Origin of the sequence: Herbaspirillum frisingense (genome assembly GCF_047325095.1) — a bacterium.
GTDB classification, from domain to species: Bacteria; Pseudomonadota; Gammaproteobacteria; order Burkholderiales; family Burkholderiaceae_D; genus Herbaspirillum; species Herbaspirillum frisingense.
In genome coordinates this window covers 585745-606167 of the sequence record NZ_CP168558.1, presented here as the reverse complement: position 1 = coordinate 606167, position 20423 = coordinate 585745, and the positions used below count along the sequence as shown (strand labels likewise).

Annotated in this window: 17 protein-coding genes; 3 read left to right on the top strand and 14 right to left on the bottom strand. The window is 63.8% G+C overall.

Annotated features, from left to right (window positions below):
* The first annotated feature begins 2 nt into the window (after positions 1-2).
* On the top strand, positions 3-656 hold the full coding sequence (locus tag ACEOAC_RS02800) for an LON peptidase substrate-binding domain-containing protein (protein ID WP_077236298.1): 654 nt from the start codon (positions 3-5) through the stop codon (positions 654-656).
* 23 nt (positions 657-679) lie between these two features.
* Here ACEOAC_RS02800 and ACEOAC_RS02795 read toward each other — a convergent pair whose 3' ends face one another.
* The 4 genes from ACEOAC_RS02795 to metH form a co-directional block, all read right to left on the bottom strand.
* Positions 680-1369 carry a MarC family protein gene (locus ACEOAC_RS02795; RefSeq protein WP_006461355.1) on the bottom strand — a complete coding sequence of 230 codons (690 nt, stop codon included), beginning with the start codon at positions 1367-1369 and terminating at the stop codon, positions 680-682.
* Positions 1370-1486: 117 nt separating this feature from the next.
* Positions 1487-2650, bottom strand: a complete 1164-nt coding sequence (locus ACEOAC_RS02790; RefSeq protein ID WP_274620020.1) for an MFS transporter — start codon at positions 2648-2650, stop codon at positions 1487-1489.
* Between the two features lie 277 nt (positions 2651-2927).
* The gene (locus ACEOAC_RS02785) at positions 2928-3212 is read right to left on the bottom strand and encodes a WGR domain-containing protein (protein WP_077236299.1); all 285 of its coding nucleotides are present in this window, start codon (positions 3210-3212) and stop codon (positions 2928-2930) included.
* Between the two features lie 107 nt (positions 3213-3319).
* Entirely contained in the window at positions 3320-7063 is a 3744-nt protein-coding gene (gene metH, locus ACEOAC_RS02780) for a methionine synthase (protein WP_006461352.1), read from the bottom strand.
* 214 nt (positions 7064-7277) lie between these two features.
* Between metH and ACEOAC_RS02775 the strand changes: the two genes are divergently transcribed.
* On the top strand, positions 7278-7862 hold the full coding sequence (locus ACEOAC_RS02775; RefSeq protein WP_413443920.1) for a 5'-methylthioadenosine nucleosidase: 585 nt from the start codon (positions 7278-7280) through the stop codon (positions 7860-7862).
* A gap of 10 nt (positions 7863-7872) precedes the next feature.
* On the opposite strand, the gene fmt is transcribed toward ACEOAC_RS02775, so the two are convergent.
* From fmt to hemE, 7 genes are all read right to left on the bottom strand, one after another.
* Complete coding sequence (fmt, locus tag ACEOAC_RS02770; protein ID WP_241811248.1) at positions 7873-8826, bottom strand: methionyl-tRNA formyltransferase; 954 nt, start codon at positions 8824-8826, stop codon at positions 7873-7875.
* 43 nt (positions 8827-8869) lie between these two features.
* The gene (locus ACEOAC_RS02765; RefSeq protein WP_413443919.1) at positions 8870-9676 is read right to left on the bottom strand and encodes an SDR family oxidoreductase; all 807 of its coding nucleotides are present in this window, start codon (positions 9674-9676) and stop codon (positions 8870-8872) included.
* A gap of 109 nt (positions 9677-9785) precedes the next feature.
* Positions 9786-10493 (bottom strand): thiol:disulfide interchange protein DsbA/DsbL, encoded by a 708-nt coding sequence (locus ACEOAC_RS02760; RefSeq protein ID WP_413443918.1) that lies wholly within the window; start codon positions 10491-10493, stop codon positions 9786-9788.
* A 108-nt stretch (positions 10494-10601) separates the two neighbouring features.
* Positions 10602-11258: an SPOR domain-containing protein gene (locus tag ACEOAC_RS02755; protein WP_413628674.1), complete on the bottom strand. Its 657-nt coding sequence runs from the start codon at positions 11256-11258 to the stop codon at positions 10602-10604.
* 20 nt (positions 11259-11278) lie between these two features.
* A complete protein-coding gene (gene argS, locus ACEOAC_RS02750; protein WP_413445603.1) occupies positions 11279-13012 on the bottom strand; it encodes an arginine--tRNA ligase in 1734 nt (577 codons plus the stop codon).
* Between the two features lie 207 nt (positions 13013-13219).
* A complete protein-coding gene (locus ACEOAC_RS02745) occupies positions 13220-15397 on the bottom strand; it encodes a primosomal protein N' (RefSeq protein ID WP_413628673.1) in 2178 nt (725 codons plus the stop codon).
* A gap of 718 nt (positions 15398-16115) precedes the next feature.
* Complete coding sequence (hemE, locus tag ACEOAC_RS02740; RefSeq protein ID WP_039873801.1) at positions 16116-17225, bottom strand: uroporphyrinogen decarboxylase; 1110 nt, start codon at positions 17223-17225, stop codon at positions 16116-16118.
* 240 nt (positions 17226-17465) lie between these two features.
* Between hemE and ACEOAC_RS02735 the strand changes: the two genes are divergently transcribed.
* A complete protein-coding gene (locus ACEOAC_RS02735; RefSeq protein ID WP_077236243.1) occupies positions 17466-18257 on the top strand; it encodes a transporter substrate-binding domain-containing protein in 792 nt (263 codons plus the stop codon).
* 27 nt (positions 18258-18284) lie between these two features.
* Here ACEOAC_RS02735 and ACEOAC_RS02730 read toward each other — a convergent pair whose 3' ends face one another.
* The 3 genes from ACEOAC_RS02730 to ACEOAC_RS02720 all read right to left on the bottom strand — a co-directional run bounded on the left by ACEOAC_RS02730 (position 18285) and on the right by ACEOAC_RS02720 (position 20360).
* Positions 18285-19097, bottom strand: coding sequence for a polyphosphate kinase 2 family protein (locus ACEOAC_RS02730; protein ID WP_102662774.1), 813 nt, complete (start codon positions 19095-19097; stop codon positions 18285-18287).
* 52 nt (positions 19098-19149) lie between these two features.
* Positions 19150-19611, bottom strand: coding sequence for a CoA-binding protein (locus tag ACEOAC_RS02725; RefSeq protein ID WP_413444509.1), 462 nt, complete (start codon positions 19609-19611; stop codon positions 19150-19152).
* Between the two features lie 326 nt (positions 19612-19937).
* Positions 19938-20360, bottom strand: coding sequence for a F0F1 ATP synthase subunit epsilon (locus tag ACEOAC_RS02720; protein WP_006461340.1), 423 nt, complete (start codon positions 20358-20360; stop codon positions 19938-19940).
* Between the last annotated feature and the right edge of the window lie 63 nt (positions 20361-20423).

The following is a 20423-nucleotide window of genomic DNA, read 5'->3' as shown; positions in this document are numbered from 1 at the left end:
TGATGCCCGCTGCCCCCGCCACCCCGCGCCCGCCGATCTCGGCCCGAACCATCCCGCTGTTTCCGCTGGCCAGCACGCTCTTTCCCGAAGGGCGGCTGCCACTGCAGATCTTCGAGGTGCGCTATCTGGACATGATCGGCAAGTGCATCGCCGAAGGCAGTGGCTTCGGCGTGGTGGCCCTGACGGCAGGCTCCGAGGTCCGTCGTCCGGGACAGAGCGAGCGTTTCGTCGGCGTAGGCACGATGGCCCGCATCAAGGAGTGGAGTACGCCATCCCCCGGTCTGATGCGGGTGGCCTGCCTGGGTGACGAGCGCTTCCGCATCCTGCAGGCCGAACAGCAGAAGCATGGCCTGTGGACGGCCCAGGTGGAAATGATGGAGGCCGATCGCGCCGTGACGATTCCCGAGGAACTGGGCAACACCGCGCAGGCGCTGGACAACCTGCTGCAGTCGGTATTGCGCCAGGGCCTGCCGGAGAGCGAGGTACCGATCGCGGCGCCTTACCGGCTGGACGATTGCGGCTGGGTCGCCAACCGCTGGGCCGAGATGATGCCCATCACAGTCGAACTCAAGCAGAGCCTGCTGGCGCTGGACAACCCCGTGCTCCGCCTGGAGCTGGTGCAGGACGCGCTGGATGAACTGGGCTGGCTGAAGTAGCCGCCTACCCCTTATCCCTTGCGTTACGGCGCGACCCCGCTGATCCCCGCCTCGGCCAGCAAGGCCGACAATCCCGACCAGAAGATCTGGATACCGATGCACAACAGGATGAAGGCCGACAGGCGCAGCACCACCATGGTGCCCAGGCGCCCCATCAGGTTGACCAGCTTGTGGGCGTAGTTGTAGCAGAGGAAGATCACCAGCGCCGTCAGCGCGGCCCCCAGCGCGGCGCTGCCCACCGAAATCACCCAGTCCAGCAGGCGCGTGGGCGTATTGGCACCCAGCGTGATGGAGGCGGCAATCGTGCCCGGTCCCACGGTGAGGGGAAAGCTCATGGGATAGAAGCTGCGCGCCTTGATCTCTTCATCGGGCAGGTCTTCGTCATAGGTCTTGGCGACCTGCGTGGGGATGGAACTGTCCTGGCTGTTGTCGTTGAGCAGCTTCCAGCCCGATACCGCCACCAGCAGGCCACCGCCCACGCGCACGATGGGTAGCGAGATACCGAAGAAGGTCAGCACATGCGAACCGATGAAGATCGCCGCCACCAGCATGAACCAGCAATTGATGGCCACCTGGCGCGCAATGCGCTTCTCGGTGCTGCGGCTGACGTTGCCCAGCAGGTTGGCGAACACCGGTGCGATGCCCAGCGGATTGAGGATGGGCAGCAGCGTGATCGGGATCAGGACCACGGCCTTGAGGAAGAGGATGAACATGGCGGAATGGGCGCTCGGAAATGCATTGATCGGTTGACCCGGCAGCGTAGCTGAAAGCCGCTACGCTGCCAACTACGACCGTGCTGTGCGCCCGATGTTCGCCCGCTGCTGGCCTGATCAGGCCGCCCGCAAGCGCATGCCGCGCACACGGGTCAGCAGCAGGACCGCGATCCCGAGGTTGAGCAGGTTCCAGGCGATGCCGTTGGCGAAGGCGGCGTGATAGGAGCCGGTCAGGTCGAAGATCTTGCCCGACATCCAACCGCCCAGGGCCATGCCGAACATGGTCGCCATGATGACCGCCCCCACCCGCTGGCCGGCTTCGGCGGCCGGGAAGTATTCGCGCACGATGATGGCGTAGGACGGCACGATGCCGCCCTGGAACAGGCCGAACAGTGCCGAGATGATGTACAGCGAAGCCAGGCTGTCGAAGGGGATGAACAGCAGCAGCGACAGGCCCTGCAGCATGGAACCCAGCAACAGCGTGCGCAGGCCGCCGATGCGGTCGCAGATGGCTCCCGAGACCAGGCGGCTGACCACGCCGCAGGCCAGCATCAGTGACAGCATCTGGGCACCCCGCGCCGGACCGTAACCGAGATCGCCGCAGTAGGCCACGATGTGTACCTGGGGCATGGCCATGGCCACGCAACAGGCCACACCGGCCACGCATAGCAGCAACTGCGCCGCACCGGGCGAGAGGCCGAAGGGACGCGGTCCGCCGCCGATGCGGGCGCCGGTCGTGCCACTTTCCTGCACCGGAGGACGGGCGCGCATCAGCAGGGCCAATGAGCACATGATCAGCGTACAGGTGATGCCCAGGCCGATATAGGTCTGCTGCCAGCCGACACTGTCGACGAAATGCTGGACGATGGGTGGCCAGATCGCGCCACCCAGGTAGTTGCCGCTGGCGCATACCGCCACGGCGATGCCTCGTCGCTTGCGGAACCACAGCGAGGTGTCGGCCACCAGCGGGGAAAAGGTACAGGCCGTCCCCAGCAGGCCGATCAGCACACAGTGCGCCGCCATGAAGAACCAGATATTGGGCGCCAGCGCTGCAGCGATGAATCCTCCGCCCAGGCAGACGCCGCCCAGCAGCAGGGGGCGCATGATGCCGGAGCGGTCGGCCATGCGGCCCATCAGCAGGCCACCCACACCCACGCCGAGCATGGTCAGCGTGTAGGGCATGGACGCCAGGCCGCGATCCACCTGGAAATGCGCCTGCACCGCCGGCAGCACCACCGCCATCACGTACATGCCGCTGGCCCCGACGACCATCAAGACCATGGTGATGCACAGGCGCAGCACGGCATAGGAGGAATCGACCTGATGACGGTCAACGGCAGCAGGCTCTGGGGGCAATGAGGGTGGCACGGTGGTCTCCGGACTAATTATTGATATCGCTGCGGCGTTTCTGGTTTTTATCTGCCGCGCAAGAATTGCACCCGACTGGTGCGGGCCGACTAGCCTAACATGGGTCGCGCCGGCTTGCTGGTGAGTACTTGGCGCCGGCGATGTGGGGGGATCAATCCACGTGTTCAGCCGACGTGTTCAGCCAACGTGATCAGCCAACGTGATACAAGTGCACCTGGCGAAAGCCCAGGCGCTCCTTGTGGCGGGCGATCTTCTGCAGCATCTGCAGGCCCTGCTCATGGCCCTCGACCACCACGCGACGCACCGCACTGCGGCCCTCGGCGCCGTCCCAGGCCTGCGTGAGTACCCAGTCCCCCAGGAGGTCCTGGACCAGGTCCACGGTGAAGATGGCGCGCGACTTGCCGTCCGAGAAGTGCAGGCGCGTGGCCACGGTCACGGGCAGTGCATGGGTGACGTGGTCAGCGGAATCGATCATGGCTAAAGCAAGGGCTACGGAACGGCGGGCGTGGATGATAGCAGGACGGCTGCCGAATACAAGCCACAGGAAAAACTGCCCGGCGCGCAGGCCGGGCATGGAAGGACTTACAGGTTGGGCGCGAGCCAGCGCTCCAGCTCGTCCCTGGACACCTGGCGACGGCGGGCCATGTCCTCGACCTGGTCGGCGCCGATCTTGCCGACCACGAAGTACTTCGACTGCGGATGGGCAAAGTAGAAGCCCGACACCGACGCGCCAGGGAACATGGCATAGGACTCGGTCAACTGCATGCCGATCTCGTCGCACTGCATGGTGCGGAAAGCGTCAGCCTTGACGGTGTGCTCCGGGCAGGCCGGATAGCCGGGCGCGGGGCGGATGCCGAGGTATTTTTCCTTGATCAGGTCGGTGCTGCTCAACTGCTCGTCGGCGGCATAGCCCCACAGGTCCTTGCGCACGCGCTCGTGCAGGTATTCGGCAAAGGCTTCGGCCAGGCGGTCGGCCAGGGCCTTGAGCATGATGGAGGAGTAATCGTCATGCGCATCCTCGAAGCGCTTCTCGTACTTCTCGATGCCCAGGCCGGCGGTGACGGCGAACATGCCGATGTAGTCCTGCACGCCCGAATCCTTGGGCGCGATGAAGTCCGACAGGCACTGGTTGGGACGCGCCACGCCATCGACCACCGGCTTCTCGGTCTGCTGGCGCAGGCCGTAGTAGGTGAAGGCGACCTGGCTGCGGCTGTCGTCGGTATAGATCTCGATGTCGTCGTCATTGACGGTATTGGCCGGCAGCAGCGAGATGACACCATTGGCGGTGAGCCAGCGGCCATCGATGATCTTCTTGAGCATGGCCTGGGCTTCTTCGAAGACCTTGGTAGCGGCTTCCCCGACGACCTCATCGGTCAGGATGGCGGGATAAGGTCCGGCCAGGTCCCAGGTCTGGAAGAACGGGCCCCAGTCGATATAGTTGGCCAGCAGGCCCAGGTCGACATTCTTGAACAGGCGACGGCCGATGAACTTGGGCTTGACCGGGGCGAAGTCGAGCCGGGTCTTGTTGGCGCGGGCGGCTGCCAGCGACAGCATGGGTGCGGCCTTCTTGCTGGCGTGCTGCTCGCGGATGCGTTCGTAGTCGGCGTTGAGTTCGCTGACGTACTGTGTCTTCTGCTCGTCGGCCAGCAGCGATTGCGCCACCGACACGGCACGCGAGGCGTCCGGCACGTAGACCACCGGGCCTTCGTAGTTGGGCGCGATCTTGACCGCCGTGTGCGCGCGCGAGGTGGTGGCGCCACCGATCATGAGCGGCATCTTGATGCCGGCGAAATACGGGTCGCGCTGCATTTCCTTGGCCACGTAGGCCATCTCTTCCAGCGAGGGGGTGATCAGGCCCGACAGGCCGATGATGTCGGCCTTCTCTTCCTTGGCCTTGGCCAGGATCTCGGCGCAGGGCACCATCACGCCCATGTTGACCACCTCGAAGTTGTTGCACTGGAGGACCACGGTGACGATGTTCTTGCCGATGTCGTGGACGTCGCCCTTGACGGTGGCGATCACGATCTTGCCCTTGGGCTTGGCGACCTCGCCGGTGGTGATTTCGAGCTGGCGCTTTTCTTCCTCGATGAAGGGGATCAGGTGCGCCACGGCCTGCTTCATCACGCGGGCCGACTTGACCACCTGCGGCAGGAACATCTTGCCCTGGCCGAACAGGTCGCCGACCACGTTCATGCCGTCCATCAGCGGGCCTTCGATGACATGGATGGGACGGCCGCCATCGGCGGCGATCTGCTGGCGCACCTCTTCGGTGTCTTCCACGATCCATTGCGTGATGCCGTGCACCAGCGCATGCGAGAGGCGCTTGGCGACCGGTTCACTGCGCCATTCCAGGGTGGCTTCTTCCTTCTTGTCGCCGGCCTTCAAGGTGGCGGCATATTCGATCATGCGCTCGGTGGCGTCGTCACGGCGGTTCAGCACCACGTCTTCCACGCGCTCGCGCAGTTCGGCCGGCAGGTCGTCATAGACGCCGATCATGCCGGCATTGACGATGCCCATGGTCATGCCGGCCTTGATGGCGTGGTACAGGAAGACCGTATGGATGGCCTCGCGCGCCGGGTCGTTGCCACGGAAGCTGAAGGACACGTTGGAGACACCGCCGCTGATCTTGGCGTAGGGCAGGTTCTCGTGGATCCAGCGGGTGGCTTCGATGAAGTCGACCGCGTAGTTGTTGTGTTCCTCGATACCCGTTGCCACCGCGAAGATGTTGGGGTCGAAGATGATGTCCTCGGGCGGGAAGTCCAGCTTGTCCACCAGCAGGCGATAGGCGCGCTCGCAGATTTCGATCTTGCGCGCGAAGGTATCGGCCTGGCCCACTTCGTCGAAGGCCATGACGATCACGGCGGCGCCGTAGCGACGGCACAGCTTGGCTTCGCGCAGGAATTTCTCTTCGCCTTCCTTCATCGAGATGGAGTTGACGATGGACTTGCCCTGCACGCACTTGAGACCGGCTTCGATGACTTCCCACTTGGAGGAGTCGATCATGATGGGCACGCGGGCGATGTCCGGTTCAGAAGCGATCAGGTTCAGGAAGCGCGTCATGGCGGCGACCGAATCCAGCATCGCCTCGTCCATGTTGATGTCGATGATCTGCGCGCCGTTCTCGACCTGCTGGCGGGCCACGGCCAGGGCTTCGTCGTACTGCTCGTTGAGGATCAGGCGGGCGAAGGCCTTGGAACCGGTGACGTTGGTGCGCTCGCCGACGTTGACGTACAGGGATTCATCATTGATGGTGAAGGGTTCCAGGCCCGACAGGCGCATCTCATGAGTGGCTTCCGGGACCTTGCGCGGAGCGATGGTGGCCACCGTCTCGGCGATGGCCTTGATGTGCGGCGGCGTGGTGCCGCAGCAGCCGCCGGCGACGTTGACGAAACCGCTCTCGGCGAATTCCTTCAGCAGGGCCGAGGTGACGTCGGGGGTTTCGTCGAAGCCGGTGTCGCTCATCGGATTGGGCAGGCCGGCGTTGGGGTAGATGCAGACGTAGGTATCGGCGATGCGCGACAGTTCTTCGGCATAGGGGCGCATGAGGGCTGCACCCAGCGCGCAGTTCAGGCCCACCGTCAGCGGGCGGGCGTGACGGATGGAGTTCCAGAAGGCGGTCACGGTCTGGCCCGACAGGATGCGGCCAGAGGCGTCGGTGACGGTGCCGGAGATCATGATGGGCAGGCGCTTGCCGCTTTCCTCGAAGAAGGTATCGATGGCGAACAGCGCAGCCTTGCAGTTCAGGGTATCGAAGATGGTCTCGACCAGCAGCACGTCGGCGCCACCTTCGACCAGCGCGCGCGTCTGTTCCAGGTACGCGGTCACCAGTTGATCGAAAGTTACGTTACGCGCTGCCGGATCGTTGACGTCAGGAGAAATCGATGCAGTCTTGGGCGTAGGGCCAAGGGCGCCGGCCACGAAGCGCGGCTTGTCCGGGGTCGAATACTTGTCGCAGGCGGCGCGGGCCAGGCGGGCCGATTCCAGGTTCATCTCGTAGACCAGATGCGCCATGTGGTAATCGTCCTGGGCCACGCTGGTGGCGCCGAAGGTATTGGTCTCGATCAGGTCGGCACCGGCAGCCAGGTATTGCTCGTGGATTTCCTGGATGATGTGCGGCTGGGTCAGCGAGAGCAACTCGTTGTTGCCCTTGACGAACATCTCCTTGCCGGGAACGCTGAAGTCGGCAAAACGCTGGCCACGATAATCCTCTTCGGTCAGCTTGTAGCGCTGGATCATGGTGCCCATGGCACCATCGAGGATGAGGATGCGCTGCGACATCAGGTCGCGCAGCAGCAATTCGGTCTGGCACAGTTCGTTCGGCTTCATCTGGCGTTTTTCTCTGGTTGCGGCAACAATGCGGGCCTGTCTGCGGGACTGTCCACGCTTTGGCGGGACAAAAAAACCGGTCTGGACCAACCGTGGACCGACCGGTTTTACAGGCAAAAATGAGAGCCAGATTATACGCGAAAGCGCCCTACCACCCCGCGCCAGCCGGCCTTTGCGGCTGGATTTGCTTGCAATCCATTAACTGTTGACAAAGATGACAGCGCCTCGCCCGATCCTCATCCTGACCGCCCTGGAAAGCGAACTCCAGGCCACTGACGCGCCCGATGGCGTAGAGCTGCTCTATTGCGGCGTCGGCAAGGTCAATGCCGCGCTGCATGCCACCCGGGCCATCCTGGAGCGGCAGCCGCGCCTGGTGATCAACTTCGGTACCGCGGGCAAGATCGATCCGCACCATGATGGCCTGCTGGAAGTGGCGGCGGTGATCCAGCGCGACATGGCGGCCATGCCGCTGGCGCCACGTGGCGTGACGCCGCTGATGAACCAGGAGCAGCAACCGCCGCGCCTGGAATCCGGCCATCCCGGCGTGCTGTGCGGCACCGGCGACAGCTTCGTCACCGCAGCCGACGACTGGCTGGTGACGCAGGGGGTCGACCTGGTGGACATGGAGTTGTTTGCCATCGCCCGTGTCTGCCACCATTTCGGGCTGCCCTGGCGGGCCTTCAAGTTCGTCACCGACGGCGCCGACGACGATGCCGCCGATGACTGGCAGGCCCGCGTCCACCTGGGCGCAGAGCTGTTCTGGCGGCATCTGCCGCACGTGCTCAAGCAATACGCCTGAGCCCACCCGCTCAGGCGAAGCGGCCGCCTTCCAGCGGGAAACCCTTCAGGAATTCCGCCGCCGGCAGGCGCTTGCCGCCGGGCTTCTGCAATTCGGTCAGCAGCAGTGCGCCTTCGCCGCAGGCCACCACGATCCCGCCCTGGGCATCGGCCGACAACACCTGGCCGGGTTCACCCTGCTGCGCCACGGTCACCGGACGCGCCTGCCACAGCTTGACCACGGTGTCGCCGAAGCGGCCGGTGGCACCGGGGAAGGGATTGAAGGCGCGGATGCGGCGCGCCAGTTGTTGCGCGCTCTGGCTGAAGTCCAGCGCGGCCTCTTCCTTGGCGATCTTGGCGGCGTAGTTGGCGCCCTCTTCCGGTTGCGGCGTGGCCGGCAATGCGCCCTGCTCCAGCTTTTCCATGGCTTCCACGATCATCCGGCCGCCCAGCGCGGCGAGCTTGTCATGCAGGCTGCCGGTGGTGTCCTCGTCAGTGATGGGCAGGCTTTCGATCAACATCATCGGGCCGGTATCGAGTCCTTCTTCCATCTGCATGATGGTGATGCCGGTCTCGGTGTCGCCGGCCTCGATGGCGCGGTGGATGGGGGCGGCGCCGCGCCAGCGCGGCAGGAGCGAGCCATGGATGTTGATGCAGCCGTAACGCGGGATGTCGAGCACGCTACGCGGCAGGATCAGGCCATAGGCGGCGACCACCATCACGTCATGCGGGGTCGATTGCAGCAGCGCATGCGCTTCCTGCGCGACCTCGGGGTACTTGCCGTTCAGGCGCAGCGAGACCGGCTGCGCCACAGGCGTGCCGTGCTTCAACGCGCATTGCTTGACCGGCGAGGCCTGCAGCTGCATGCCACGTCCGGCCGGACGGTCAGGCTGGGTCAGGACCAGGGTGATCTCGTGACCGGCGGCGTACAGGGCTTCGAGAGCAACGGCGGCAAATTCCGGCGTGCCGGCGAAAATGATCTTCATGAAAAACTCCAGAGGCGGCGCCGGGCGCCGCGATGTCGGGTGGCTAGAGATTGCGGGGCTTGTGCGGGGCGCGGGCGAAGGCCATATCGTACAGCCAGTTCGGCAGCATTCTGAGCAGCTTGGCCACCACCCCCATCTGCCAGGGAATGACGCGGTAGCTGACGCCTTCGGCGATGCTCTGTACGGCGCGTTCGGCGAAGCGCTCCACCGGCATCAGGAAGGGCATGCGATAGGTGTTCACGCGGGTCATGGGGGTGTCGATATAGCCGGGTGCGATGGTCACGACCTTGATGCCGGAGCTGCGCAATTCCACCCGTAGTGATTCGCAGTAGCTGATCACGGCAGCCTTGGAGGCGCTATAGGCCTCGGCACCGGGCAGGCCACGGATACCGGCCACGCTGCCGATGCCGACCAGGCGGCAGCGGCGACGCTGTGCCTCGGGTTGTGCCTTCATGCGCGCCACGAAGGGCGTAAAGGTGGCGAAGGTGGCGGTGACATTGACGGCCAGGATGCGCTCGAAGGCGCGCAGGTCTTCCTGGTATTCGGTGAGCGTGCCTTGGGAGATGCCGGCGTTGGCGATGACCACGTCGGCGCCACCGAACTCGGTCATGAAAGACTCTGCGGCAGTGGCCAGGGCGGCGTGATCGGTGACATCGAGCGCATACACGCGATGCCGTTCAGGATGCGGCAGGCTAGCGCGCAAGGCGTCCAGCTCGGCACCACGCCGTGCCACCAGCCCCAGGACCGCGCCACGCTGAGCATAGGCGCGCGCCAGGGCCATGCCGATGCCGCTGGAAGCTCCGGTCAGGAAGACGCGTTCCTGGGCTGCGACGACGGGAAGGGTGGCCATGCCGGCTCCTGAGGGGATATGAAGGGTTGCGACCGGTCGAACATGCCCCGGGCTCAAATGACAACGGTCCGCGGCCTTGCGGACGCGGACCGTGCAGGACAGGTGAAGCTTACTTCTTTTTGGCTGCAGCGCCGCCGGCGGCCTTCTCGGCAGCGACCTTGGCCACCAGGTGATCCATCACCTGCAGGGCAGCGGCCTGCTGCATCGACTCGGGCTGGTTGGCCAGGGCCACGCCGACCACGGCCGGCGAGGTCACGTAACGGCCGTCGATGGCGATCATGGGCACGCCATCCACCTTGTAGGCTTCCTGCAGCTGGGCAGCACGGCGGGCCTTGGTCTGCACGCCGAAGGAGTTGTACAGGTCGAGGAATTTCTGCTTGTCCAGACCGATCTTCTCGATGTAGGCCAGGATGGTCTTGTCGGTGTTGATGCGCTGGTTCTCGACGTGGATGGCGTGGAAGATCTTGGGGGTCAGCTCATCCGCCTTGCCCATGGCTTCCAGCGTGTAGTACAGCTTCTGCTGCGGCACGAAGCTGTCGCGGAAGGCCACCGGCACCTTCTTGAAGTTGATCTTGTCGCCTTGCTTCTTGACCCAGGCGGTCAGCGAGGGGTCCCATGCGGCGCAGTGCGGGCAGTCAAACCAGAAGAATTCGGTGACTTCGACCTTGTTGCCGGAGTCAGTCGGCTGGGCCTGTTCCAGCACGCGGTAGTCGCTGCCCACTTGCGGATTGGCAGGCGAGGCCGAGGCGCCGACGCTGACGGCGAAGGCCAGTACGCCAAAGCTGACGGCTGCCAGCAGCTTTTGATGGAAACGCATGGTATTACCCTCTCTGATGGATAGTCGTTTGGAACCGGCCTGTGCGCCGGTCTGTACCCCGTGCCGGCCGGTCATCCCTTGCCGCCGGCACCGTGGGTGTGCTGTGGATTACTTGGGAATGCGCACGATGGCGGCATCGACCCCGTTATCGGACAGCTTGCTGCGCGTGCGGTTCATCGCTTCGGCATGGTCGAAGGGACCGATGCGCACGCGATAGAGCACGCCGCTGTCGGCGGTACGTTCAGTGACGCGGGCTTCGAAACCGAGCAGGGCCAGCTTGGCGCGAGCGCTCTCGGCATCGGCCTGGTCGCGGAAGGCACCGGTCTGCAGGAAGTAGGTCCACTTGTCGTCGTTGCTGTCGTTCTTGGAGGCCGACGGCGCGGCGGCAGATGGCTTGGCGTCCGCCGTCCTGGTGTCAGGGTGCTTGGCCGGCGGGGTCGCGGCCTGCGGCGCTGGCGCTACTGGCGGCACCGGCTGGGCAGCGGCGGTATTGGGCGGCACCGGGGTCTGCGACTGCTGCTGGTCACGCGCGGCCTCGCGGGCGATGTCGCGGTTGCCGTAGAGCGGACGGTTGGGGTCGGCCGCCTGGGCCGGGGTCGGATCGGCCCGTTCGGGACGCACCACCTTGTTGACGAAGGGAATGGGCGACTTGGTGATCATCAGGGCCACGCCCACGGCGATACCCAGGCCGACGATCAAACCCAGGATCAGGCCGAGCAGCGTGCCGCCGGCCTGCTTGTGATGTTTCGCGTTCAACGGTTTCACGTTTCTCTTTAGCTGCTTGTTTACATTCTGGCCGGGGCCGATACGCCCAGCAGGGCCAGGCCGTTGCGCAGTACCTGACGGGTGGCGGACAACAGCGCCAGGCGTGCGGACCTGGTTGGGACATCGTCGACCAGCACGCGTTCCGCATTGTAGTAGCTATGCAGTTCGCCTGCCAGATCGCGCAGGTAGAAGGCAACCTGGTGCGGTCCCAGCTCCTGCAGGGCATGCGCCAGCATGTCCGGGTATTCGGCCAGCTTGGCCAGCAGGGTCGCTTCACGCGGGGCGGTCAGCGGCGACAGGTCGGTCACGTCCTTGAGCTCATCCTCGTTGCCACCCCACTTGCCCAGCACGGTGCAGATGCGCGCATGGGCGTATTGCACGTAGTAGACCGGGTTTTCGTCGGACTGGGCCAGGGCCAGGTCGACGTCGAAGACGAACTCGGTATCGGCCTTGCGCGAGATGAGGAAGAAGCGCACGGCATCGCGGCCGCGGGTGAGGTCGCGTTCCTCGCCTTCGACGGCCTCGCCGGCCGACCATTCGATCAGGTCACGCAGGGTGACGTAGGAACCGGCGCGCTTGGAGATCTTGACCTCTTCGCCATTGCGCATGACGGTGACCATCTTGTGCAGCACGTAGTCGGGATAGCCTTGCGGGATGCCCACGCCGGCTGCCTGCAGGCCGGCACGCACGCGGGCGATGGTGCCGTGGTGATCGCTGCCCTGGATATTGATGACCTTGCCGTAGCCACGTTGCCACTTGTTGATGTGATAGGCGACATCGGGCACGAAGTAGGTATAGGTGCCGTCGGTCTTCTTCATGACGCGATCCTTGTCGTCGCCATAGTCGGTGGTGCGCAGCCACAGCGCGCCATCCTGCTCGTAGGTCTTGCCGGCCTTGACCAGCGCGTCCACGGCAGCGGCCACCTTGCCGTCGGCATAGAGCGAGGACTCCAGGTAGTAATTGTCGAACTTCACGCCGAAGGCCTGCAGGTCCAGGTCCTGCTCATGACGCAGGTAGGCGACGGCGAAGCGACGGATCGATTCGATATCGTCGACATCACCGCTGCCGGTGACGGGTTCGCCATCGCTGGCGGCGACGGTCTTCTTGTCGAGGAAGTCGCGGGCGATGTCGGCGATGTAGTCGCCGTTGTAGGCCGATTCCGGCCATTGCGCATCGCCCGGCTTGAAGCCGCGGGCACGCGCCTGCACCGAGCTTGCCAGCGTAGCGATCTGGACACCGGCGTCGTTGTAGTAGAACTCGCGCAGGACATCGTAGCCCTGCACGTCCAGCAGCGACGACAACGCATCACCCAGCGCACCCTGACGACCGTGGCCCACGTGCAGCGGACCGGTGGGGTTGGCGGAGACAAACTCGACCAGCACCTTCTGGCCGGCGCCTGCAGTGCCGCGACCAAAGGCCTCGCCCTGTTCGTGGATCGCCTTCACCACCGCCTGCTTGGCGGCTGCGGCCACGCGCAGGTTGATGAAGCCCGGACCGGCGATCTCGACCGATTCCACCAGGCCTTCGCGGGCCGGGTCGGCCATCACGGCGGCCACGATGGCTTGGGCCAGCTCACGCGGGTTCTTCTTGAGCGGCTTGGCCAGTTGCATGGCAACGTTGCAGGCGATGTCGCCGTGCGAGGCGTCACGCGGGCGCTCCAGGGTGATGGTCGGCGTCAGGCCGCTGTCGGCCAGCAGCGGCTGCAGGGCGGACGAGAACAGGTCGGAGATGCGTTGTTTCTGTTGTGCGAGCATGGGAATGAGGGGTAAAGCGGAAGCGGCCGTGGCGCTGGACCGGCTGTGAGGCGCCGCGCGGAGGGATCGCTTGCAATTGGTTGAGCAGCCGAGATTATACCGGCTAGGCGTACCGTGTTGGCTGCATGAACAAGCGGCTTGCGTGCAGTCCGGCGCCCTGCTGAGGCAAAGATGCCGTAATCACAACAAAAACCGGCCCGGGCCGTCTCAGATATCGACCGGATCGACTTCCAGCGACCAGCGCGCGCGGGTCTTCATCTGCCGCAACAAGGCCAGCCATTCCTTGAGGAAAGCCTGCAGTGTCGGACGCGAGGGACATTCGATCAGCAATTGGGCACGCTCGACATTGGCCACCCGCATCATGGTCATCGGGATCGGTTCGTTGATGGTGATGGCCGGGGCGTCCAGCAAGGTGGCCGCTTCCTTCAGGAAGCCCATGGCGATCTCCAGTTCGCGACCTTCGGCGCGCAACAGTGCCTGGTACATGAAGGGCGGGAAATGCGCCTGGCGCCGCTCGTCCAGCAATTCACCGGCAAAGCCATCGTAGTCGTGGCGGATCACGGCCTGGTACAGCGGATGATGCGGATAGCGGGTCTGGATCAGCACTTCGCCCGAACTGCCATCGGCCGACAGCCCGGCACGGCCGGCGCGGCCGGCCACCTGCATCAGTTGCGCGAACAGGCGCTCGCTGGCGCGGTAGTCGTGCGAGAACAGGGCGGTGTCGGGATTGAGCACGCCCACCAGGGTGAGCTTTTTGAAGTCATGCCCCTTGGCCACCATCTGGGTGCCGATCAGGATATCGACCTCGCCCCGGTGCACGCTGTCGAAAGCGCTCTGGGCCGAGCCCTTGAGGCGGGTGGAGTCGGCATCGATGCGCAGGATGCGGGCCTCGGGGAAGATGCCATGCAGGCCCTCTTCGACCCGCTGGGTGCCGCGTCCCAACGGTTGCAGGTCGACGTTGCCGCAGGTCGGGCAGGCGCGTGGGATGTGCAGTTCCAGGCTGCAATGGTGGCAGCGCAGGCGGCGCTCGGGGCGATGCACCACCATGAAGGCATCGCAGCGCATGCAGTTGCTGATCCAGCCGCAGGCATCGCAGGCCAGCACCGGCGCATAGCCACGCCGGTTGAGGAACAGCAGCGACTGCTCGCCCTGCTCCAGGCGCTTGCGCACGGCCGCGATCAGGGTCGAGGTGAGGCCGTCGACGGGCTTGTCGCGCTCCATGTCGATCACCTTGACGCTGGGCAGCACCGCCTGCAGCGCAGCGCGCTGGCGCAGTTCCAGGCGGCGGTAGCGGCCGGCCTGGGCGTGCTGCCAGGTTTCCAGCGAGGGTGTGGCCGAACCCAGCACCACCGGGATGCCCAGCTGGTGCGCACGCCAGACGGCCAGGTCGCGTGCGGAGTAGCGCAGACCTTCCTGTTGCTTGTAGGAGGGGTCGTGTTCCTCGTCGATGACGATGAGCTTCAGTGACGGCAGCGACGACAGGATCGCCAGCCGCGTCCCCAGCACGATGTGCGCCTGCCCCAGGTGGGCCGCCAGCCAGTTGCGGGCACGCTCGCCCTCGGCCAGGCCGCTGTGCAGGGCGACCACATTCAGATGCGGGAAACGTGCGCGGATGTTGCCTTCCAGCTGCGGAGTCAGGTTGATTTCCGGCACCAGCACCAGGATCTGTGCGGGGGCGGGGGCCGGTGCCGGCTGGCCAGGCTCAGACGAACCGGATGAGCTGGCCTGCTCTGCCGCGCGACGCAGGATAGCGGCGGCGGCCTGCAGGTAGACCTCGGTCTTGCCGCTACCGGTGACGCCATACAGCAGCAACGGGGCGAAACCCTCGGCGCCGACGATCGCATCGACCGCCTGCTGCTGGGACGGGTTCAACGACGGCGCGACACCCAATTGCAGCAGGTCCGGCGATGGGTCGGCCATCACAGGATCGACGATGGCTTCCTCCACCGTGGGGGCCACCGCCGCCTTTTTCCTGGACCTGAGCTTGGCCTTGGTCGCGGGCGCAAGCCGGCCCAGGGCCTTAAGTGCCTTGTCCAGCGCCACCGTGGTGAGGGCCCGCAGATTCTTGGGCAGCCCCGGCAGCATCACCTCACCCAGCGGACGCTGGTAGTAGTCGGCGGCAAAGCCGCACAGTGCCATCCAATGCGCTGACATCGGCGGCAACTGGTGCCGCACGGCGATGACGTCCTTGATCTTGTCGGCCTGCAGGTCGGTCTGCGCATCCTGGCCGACGACCACGCCGACGGCTTCGCGGCGGCCGAAGGGGACCACCACCAGTTGGCCGATCGCCGGCAACGGCTCATCCGGCGAACTGGCCTTCCAGCGGTAATCAAAGACGGTATGCAGGGGCGTATCGAGCGCGACCTGAAGCAGACGTTGTTCCACGAACTTAATGTAAATCCTGAAAAACCGGCCTAAGCCCCGGTTTAATCGTCATTTTTCAACCTATCCACAAACCCTGTGGATAACTTTGGGGACAAATGCCTCTTGACATCGCCACGCGTAGACTGGGCGAGGCTTACGGCGCGCTGCCCAAATGCAGGGCAAAAAATTAGTCCAATAAAATCAATGACTTAAAATTGTTCGCCTTAGCACGGGAAAAAAATTTGCTTAGACGGTTTGTGCAAATGCGGCATGCCTTTTATGTGCATAAGTCCCGGTTTGCGGATCAAGCGGAGGGCATTTGTCAAGTGCTGGCTGACAAAAAAACCCCGGCTTTTTCCTGCACCGACCTACGCGTACTGTCCTACAAACTTAAAGTAATTCTTCAAATACTTCGATAAGCGGCGGTTTTGTAAACGCTTTTGCCCATTATGCACAGCGCCTGTGGATAACTTTGTTGACAAGTGCCTCTTGACAAGTCCGAGAGCTAATACCATAGCGGCTTACGGACAAACCAGGTGTTTATTCGAGAAAAATAAATCCATGAAAATCAAGGACTTACAAACACCCTCTTGCACTTGCCGTTCATATTCCAATAAGTTTGATTCTCAATCAGAAAACGCCGGCGAATGTGTATAAGTCAGGTCCGACCGGCAAGGATGTGCATATTAACTTATCCCGCTGCACAGATATGAACAGATAACGACAGATACGCGCACGATCAGCCGCGCATGGCACGACTCATCTCGTGCACCGCCTGCGCCAGGGTCGCCACGGCTTGCGGCGGGGTGTGCTGGGAGATGCCATGGCCCAGGTTGAAGACGTGGCCACTGCCGGGGCCAGGACGTCCGAATGACTCCAGCAGCTTGCGGACTTCAGCGCGGATGGCGTCGTCGCCGGCGAAGAGGACGTTGGGGTCCAGGTTGCCTTGCAGGGCGACCTTGTCGCCCACACGGCGCCGTGCGTCGCCCAGGTTGACGGTCCAGTCCAGGCCTACGGCGTCGGCGCCGATGGCGGCGATCTGCTCCAGCCACAGGCCACCGCCCTTGGTGAAGACAATCACCGGAATCTGCTGGCCATCCTGCTTGCGCTGGAGCTGGCTGACCACCTGCTGCATGTAGGCCAGGGAGAATTGCTGGTAGATGCCATCGGCCAACGCACCGCCCCAGGTATCGAAGATCATCACGGCCTGCGCACCGGCGGCAATCTGCGCATTCAGGTAGGCGGCTACCGCAGCGGCGTTGGTCTTGAGGATGTGATGCATCAGGTCAGGGCGGCTGTAGAGCATGCTCTTGACCAGGCGGAAATCGTCCGAGCCACCACCTTCGACCATGTAGCAGGCCAGCGTCCAGGGGCTGCCGGAGAAGCCGATCAGCGGAACCCGGCCATCGAGCTCGCGCCGGATCTGGGTGACCGCCTTGAAGACGTAATCCAGGCGCTCCAGGTCCGGGGCCTGCAGCGCACGAATCGCGGCTTCATCGCGCAGGGGACGCTCGAACTTGGGGCCCTCGCCCTCGGCGAAATAGAGACCCAGGCCCATGGCGTCGGGAACAGTGAGGATGTCCGAGAACAGGATGGCGGCGTCCAGGGGATAGCGTTCCAGCGGCTGCAGCGTGACTTCGGTCGCGTAGTCCGGGTTGGTCGCCAGGCCCATGAAGGAACCTGCGCGACTGCGGGTGGCGCGGTATTCGGGCAGGTAGCGGCCGGCCTGGCGCATCAGCCACAGCGGCGTGTAGTCGGTGGGCTGGCGCAACAAGGCTCGCAGGAAGGTATCGTTCTTCAGCGGAGCGAAGGTGGACTGAGAGGTGGACGGAGACGTGGAAGAAGACATGGTCGGCCTGCAATGCGCTCTGAGGACAATCCGGCATTATCGCATCCTACGGGCGGGGCTTCCGGGCTAATTGTCGCTATCGGCGTGCGCTGATATTGATGCAGGTCGTGGCAGCGGGTTTTGCTATGATGGCCCGGCTGGCGAAGTACTCGCCCAGCCGGCCTTTCAAATCAACAAGAACCGCACAAGAACCGAACAGAGATCGGGCCGATCCCGCGCAATCATCCACAAGGAGAATCCATGAAGAACACTATCCGCGCCGTCCTGCTGGCAGGTCTGGCTGTGCTGTCACTGACCTTGTCATCGGCCCGCGCCGAGGACAGCGTCCCGGCGTCGCGCCTGGACCAGGTACTCAAGGCCGGCAAGCTGCGCATCTGCATGACCGGCGACTACAAGCCCTTCACCTATTACCGGCCCGACCAGACCTTCGAAGGCATGGATGTGGAACTGGGGCAGGCGCTGGCCAAGTCGCTGGGCGTAGAGGCGCAGTTCGTCAAGACCACCTGGAGCACGTTGATGAACGACTTCATCGCCCAGTGCGACATCGCCATGGGTGGCGTCTCCATCACCCTGGACCGCGCCCGCAAGGCCGCCTTCTCGGAACCCACCATGGTGGATGGCAAGGCCCCCATCATCCGCTGTGCCGACAAGGACAAGTTCCGTAACTTCGACATGATCGACCAGCCGGGTACCCGCGCCATCGTCAATCCGGGCGGCACCAACGAGCGCTTCGCCCGTGCCCGCTACAAGCGCGCCACGCTCCTGCTGCACCCGGACAACGTGACGATCTTCCAGCAGATAGTGGATGGCAAGGCCGACGTGATGGTGACCGATGCCAGCGAGACCCTGTGGCAATCCAAGCTGCATCCTGAACTTTGCCCGGTGACTCCGGACCAGCCGCTGCAGTTCGCCGAAAAAGCCTACCTGCTGCCGCGTGGCGATGTGGCCTTCAAGGCGTATGTGGACACCTGGCTGCACCTGGCCAAGGCCACTGGCGAATACCAGCAGATCTTCGACAAGTGGCTGAAGTAGTCCGCCGGCATCCCGATGGCCGGGCGCTCAGTCGAACTTGAGGTTCTTCAGTTCCGGCTTGGCATCGGGGAATTTCAGCTTCAGCTTCTGCAGTGTTTCCAGGACCACATTGGCCACCAGCAGGTTGCGATGGGTCTTGGAATCCGCCGGCACCACATACCAGGGCGCATGCAGGGTACTGGTGGCACGCAGCACCTCCTGATAGCGCTGCTGGTAGGCATCCCAGAACTTGCGCTCGGCCAGATCCTGGGGATCGAATTTCCAGTGCTTGTTGGGGTCGTCGATGCGGGATTGCAGGCGTGATTTCTGCTCGGCCTTGGAGATGTGCAGGAAGAACTTCAACACCACCGTCCCGGTTTCCCACAGCATGCGCTCGAAATCGTTGATCTGACGATAGCGCCGCTGGCATTCCTTGTCATCGATCCAGTCATGGACGCGGGTGATGAGCACGTCCTCGTAATGGCTGCGGTTGAACACCGCAATCTCCCCCGCTACCGGTACCTGCGCATGTACGCGCCACAGGTAATCGTGTGCCAGCTCGATGGCCGTCGGCCCCTTGAAGTTGGCGATGCGGATACCTTGGGGATTGACGGCGGCGAACACGTCATTGACGGTGCCATCCTTGCCGCTGGTATCCATGCCTTGCAGGATCACCAGCACCTTGTGCTTGTGACCGGCGTAGAGCATCTGCTGCTGCAGGCCGATCTTGGCGGCCAGGGCCTGGACGGTGGCCTTGTCCTTTTCCTTGTCGCCGCTGGAGAGGGGCTTGTTGGAGGCTTCGCTCTCTTTCAGGACGAACTTGGGATGGACGGTGAATGGTGGGCCGATCTTCTTTGCCATGCTATCTCGCTTTGTCGCTATCAGTGAATGTCCGTATTGCAGGTGGAGCCCTTTACAGCACGCCGTGCAATTCCCCCATGGCGTGCTCGATCTTGATGCACTTGTCCATGACGACCTTCAGGCCTGCGGCGCGGGCGCGGGCCGCCGCTGCTTCATTGACGATGTCCAGCTGCATCCAGACGCAGTCGGCACCGATGGCGATGGCTTCTTCCACCACCGGTGGGATGTCGGCCGACTTGCGGAAGCAATCCACGATGCTCACCCTCAGGCCCTGCCCCGCCAAGGCCGTGCTGGCCTCCTGCAAACTGGCGTGACACTGTTCGCCCAGTATGGTCTGCCCGGCGTACATGGGATTGACTGCAACGATGCGATAGCCCGCCGACTGGAGGTAGGCGGCAACGTCGAAGCTGGCCCGCTCGGGGCGGTTGGACAGTCCGACCACGGCGATGATGTGCTTGCCATTGACGCGTGAGGACAGGGCGGCGGAGGAAGAAGGCGAGACGGCTGAAGACATGTGTGCTCCTGCTGAGGATGAATGGGCGCTCGGGGCCCATATCATCTAAATGATTTACGCACGCCGATTTGGTTCGCCACGGCGCATCGAAGGGCTCACTTTACCCGAACATGGGCATGACGGCAGGCGTGCCGAGAGGCAGCTTGATACAGGTTAAGTAAGGCAGCCAGAAGGAGGTACGTCTGGGACGGGAAAGGTCGGCTTGCGCCGCAAGATGCAGTACAGAGTACGGCGACCGATTCGCGATGAGCATGAAAAAAGGCAGCCGAGGCTGCCTTTCGATTTACTGCCTTCGTCCCCACTGGAGTGAGGACACGCCGAGTTGATCAGCGCTTCTGACGCAACTTCTGGATCGCAGCCAGCTGTGCCACTGCGGCGGCCAGTTCGGCCTGGGCTGCGGCGTGGTCGATCTTGGAGTCGCGATTGACCAGCGCTTCCTCGGCCAGACGCTTGGCTTCGGCGGCCTTGGCTTCGTCCAGGTCGGCACCACGGATCGCGGTGTCGGCCAGCACGGTCACGGCGTCCGGCTGCACTTCCAGCAGGCCACCGGCCACGAACACGAATTCCTCGTGCGCCTGACCCGACACCTTGATACGGACAGCACCTGGCTTGATGCGCGTGATCAGCGGGGTGTGACGTGGGTAGATACCCAGCTCACCCGCTTCGCCCGGCAACGCGACGAATTCCGCCTCGCCGGAGAAGATTTCCTCTTCCGCCGAGACCACGTCCACGTGAATAGTATGTGCCATGTCGTTTCCTAGTCGATGGACCGCCACCGTTAAGGGTGGCGGCGCCGAAAATCAAAGAATGCT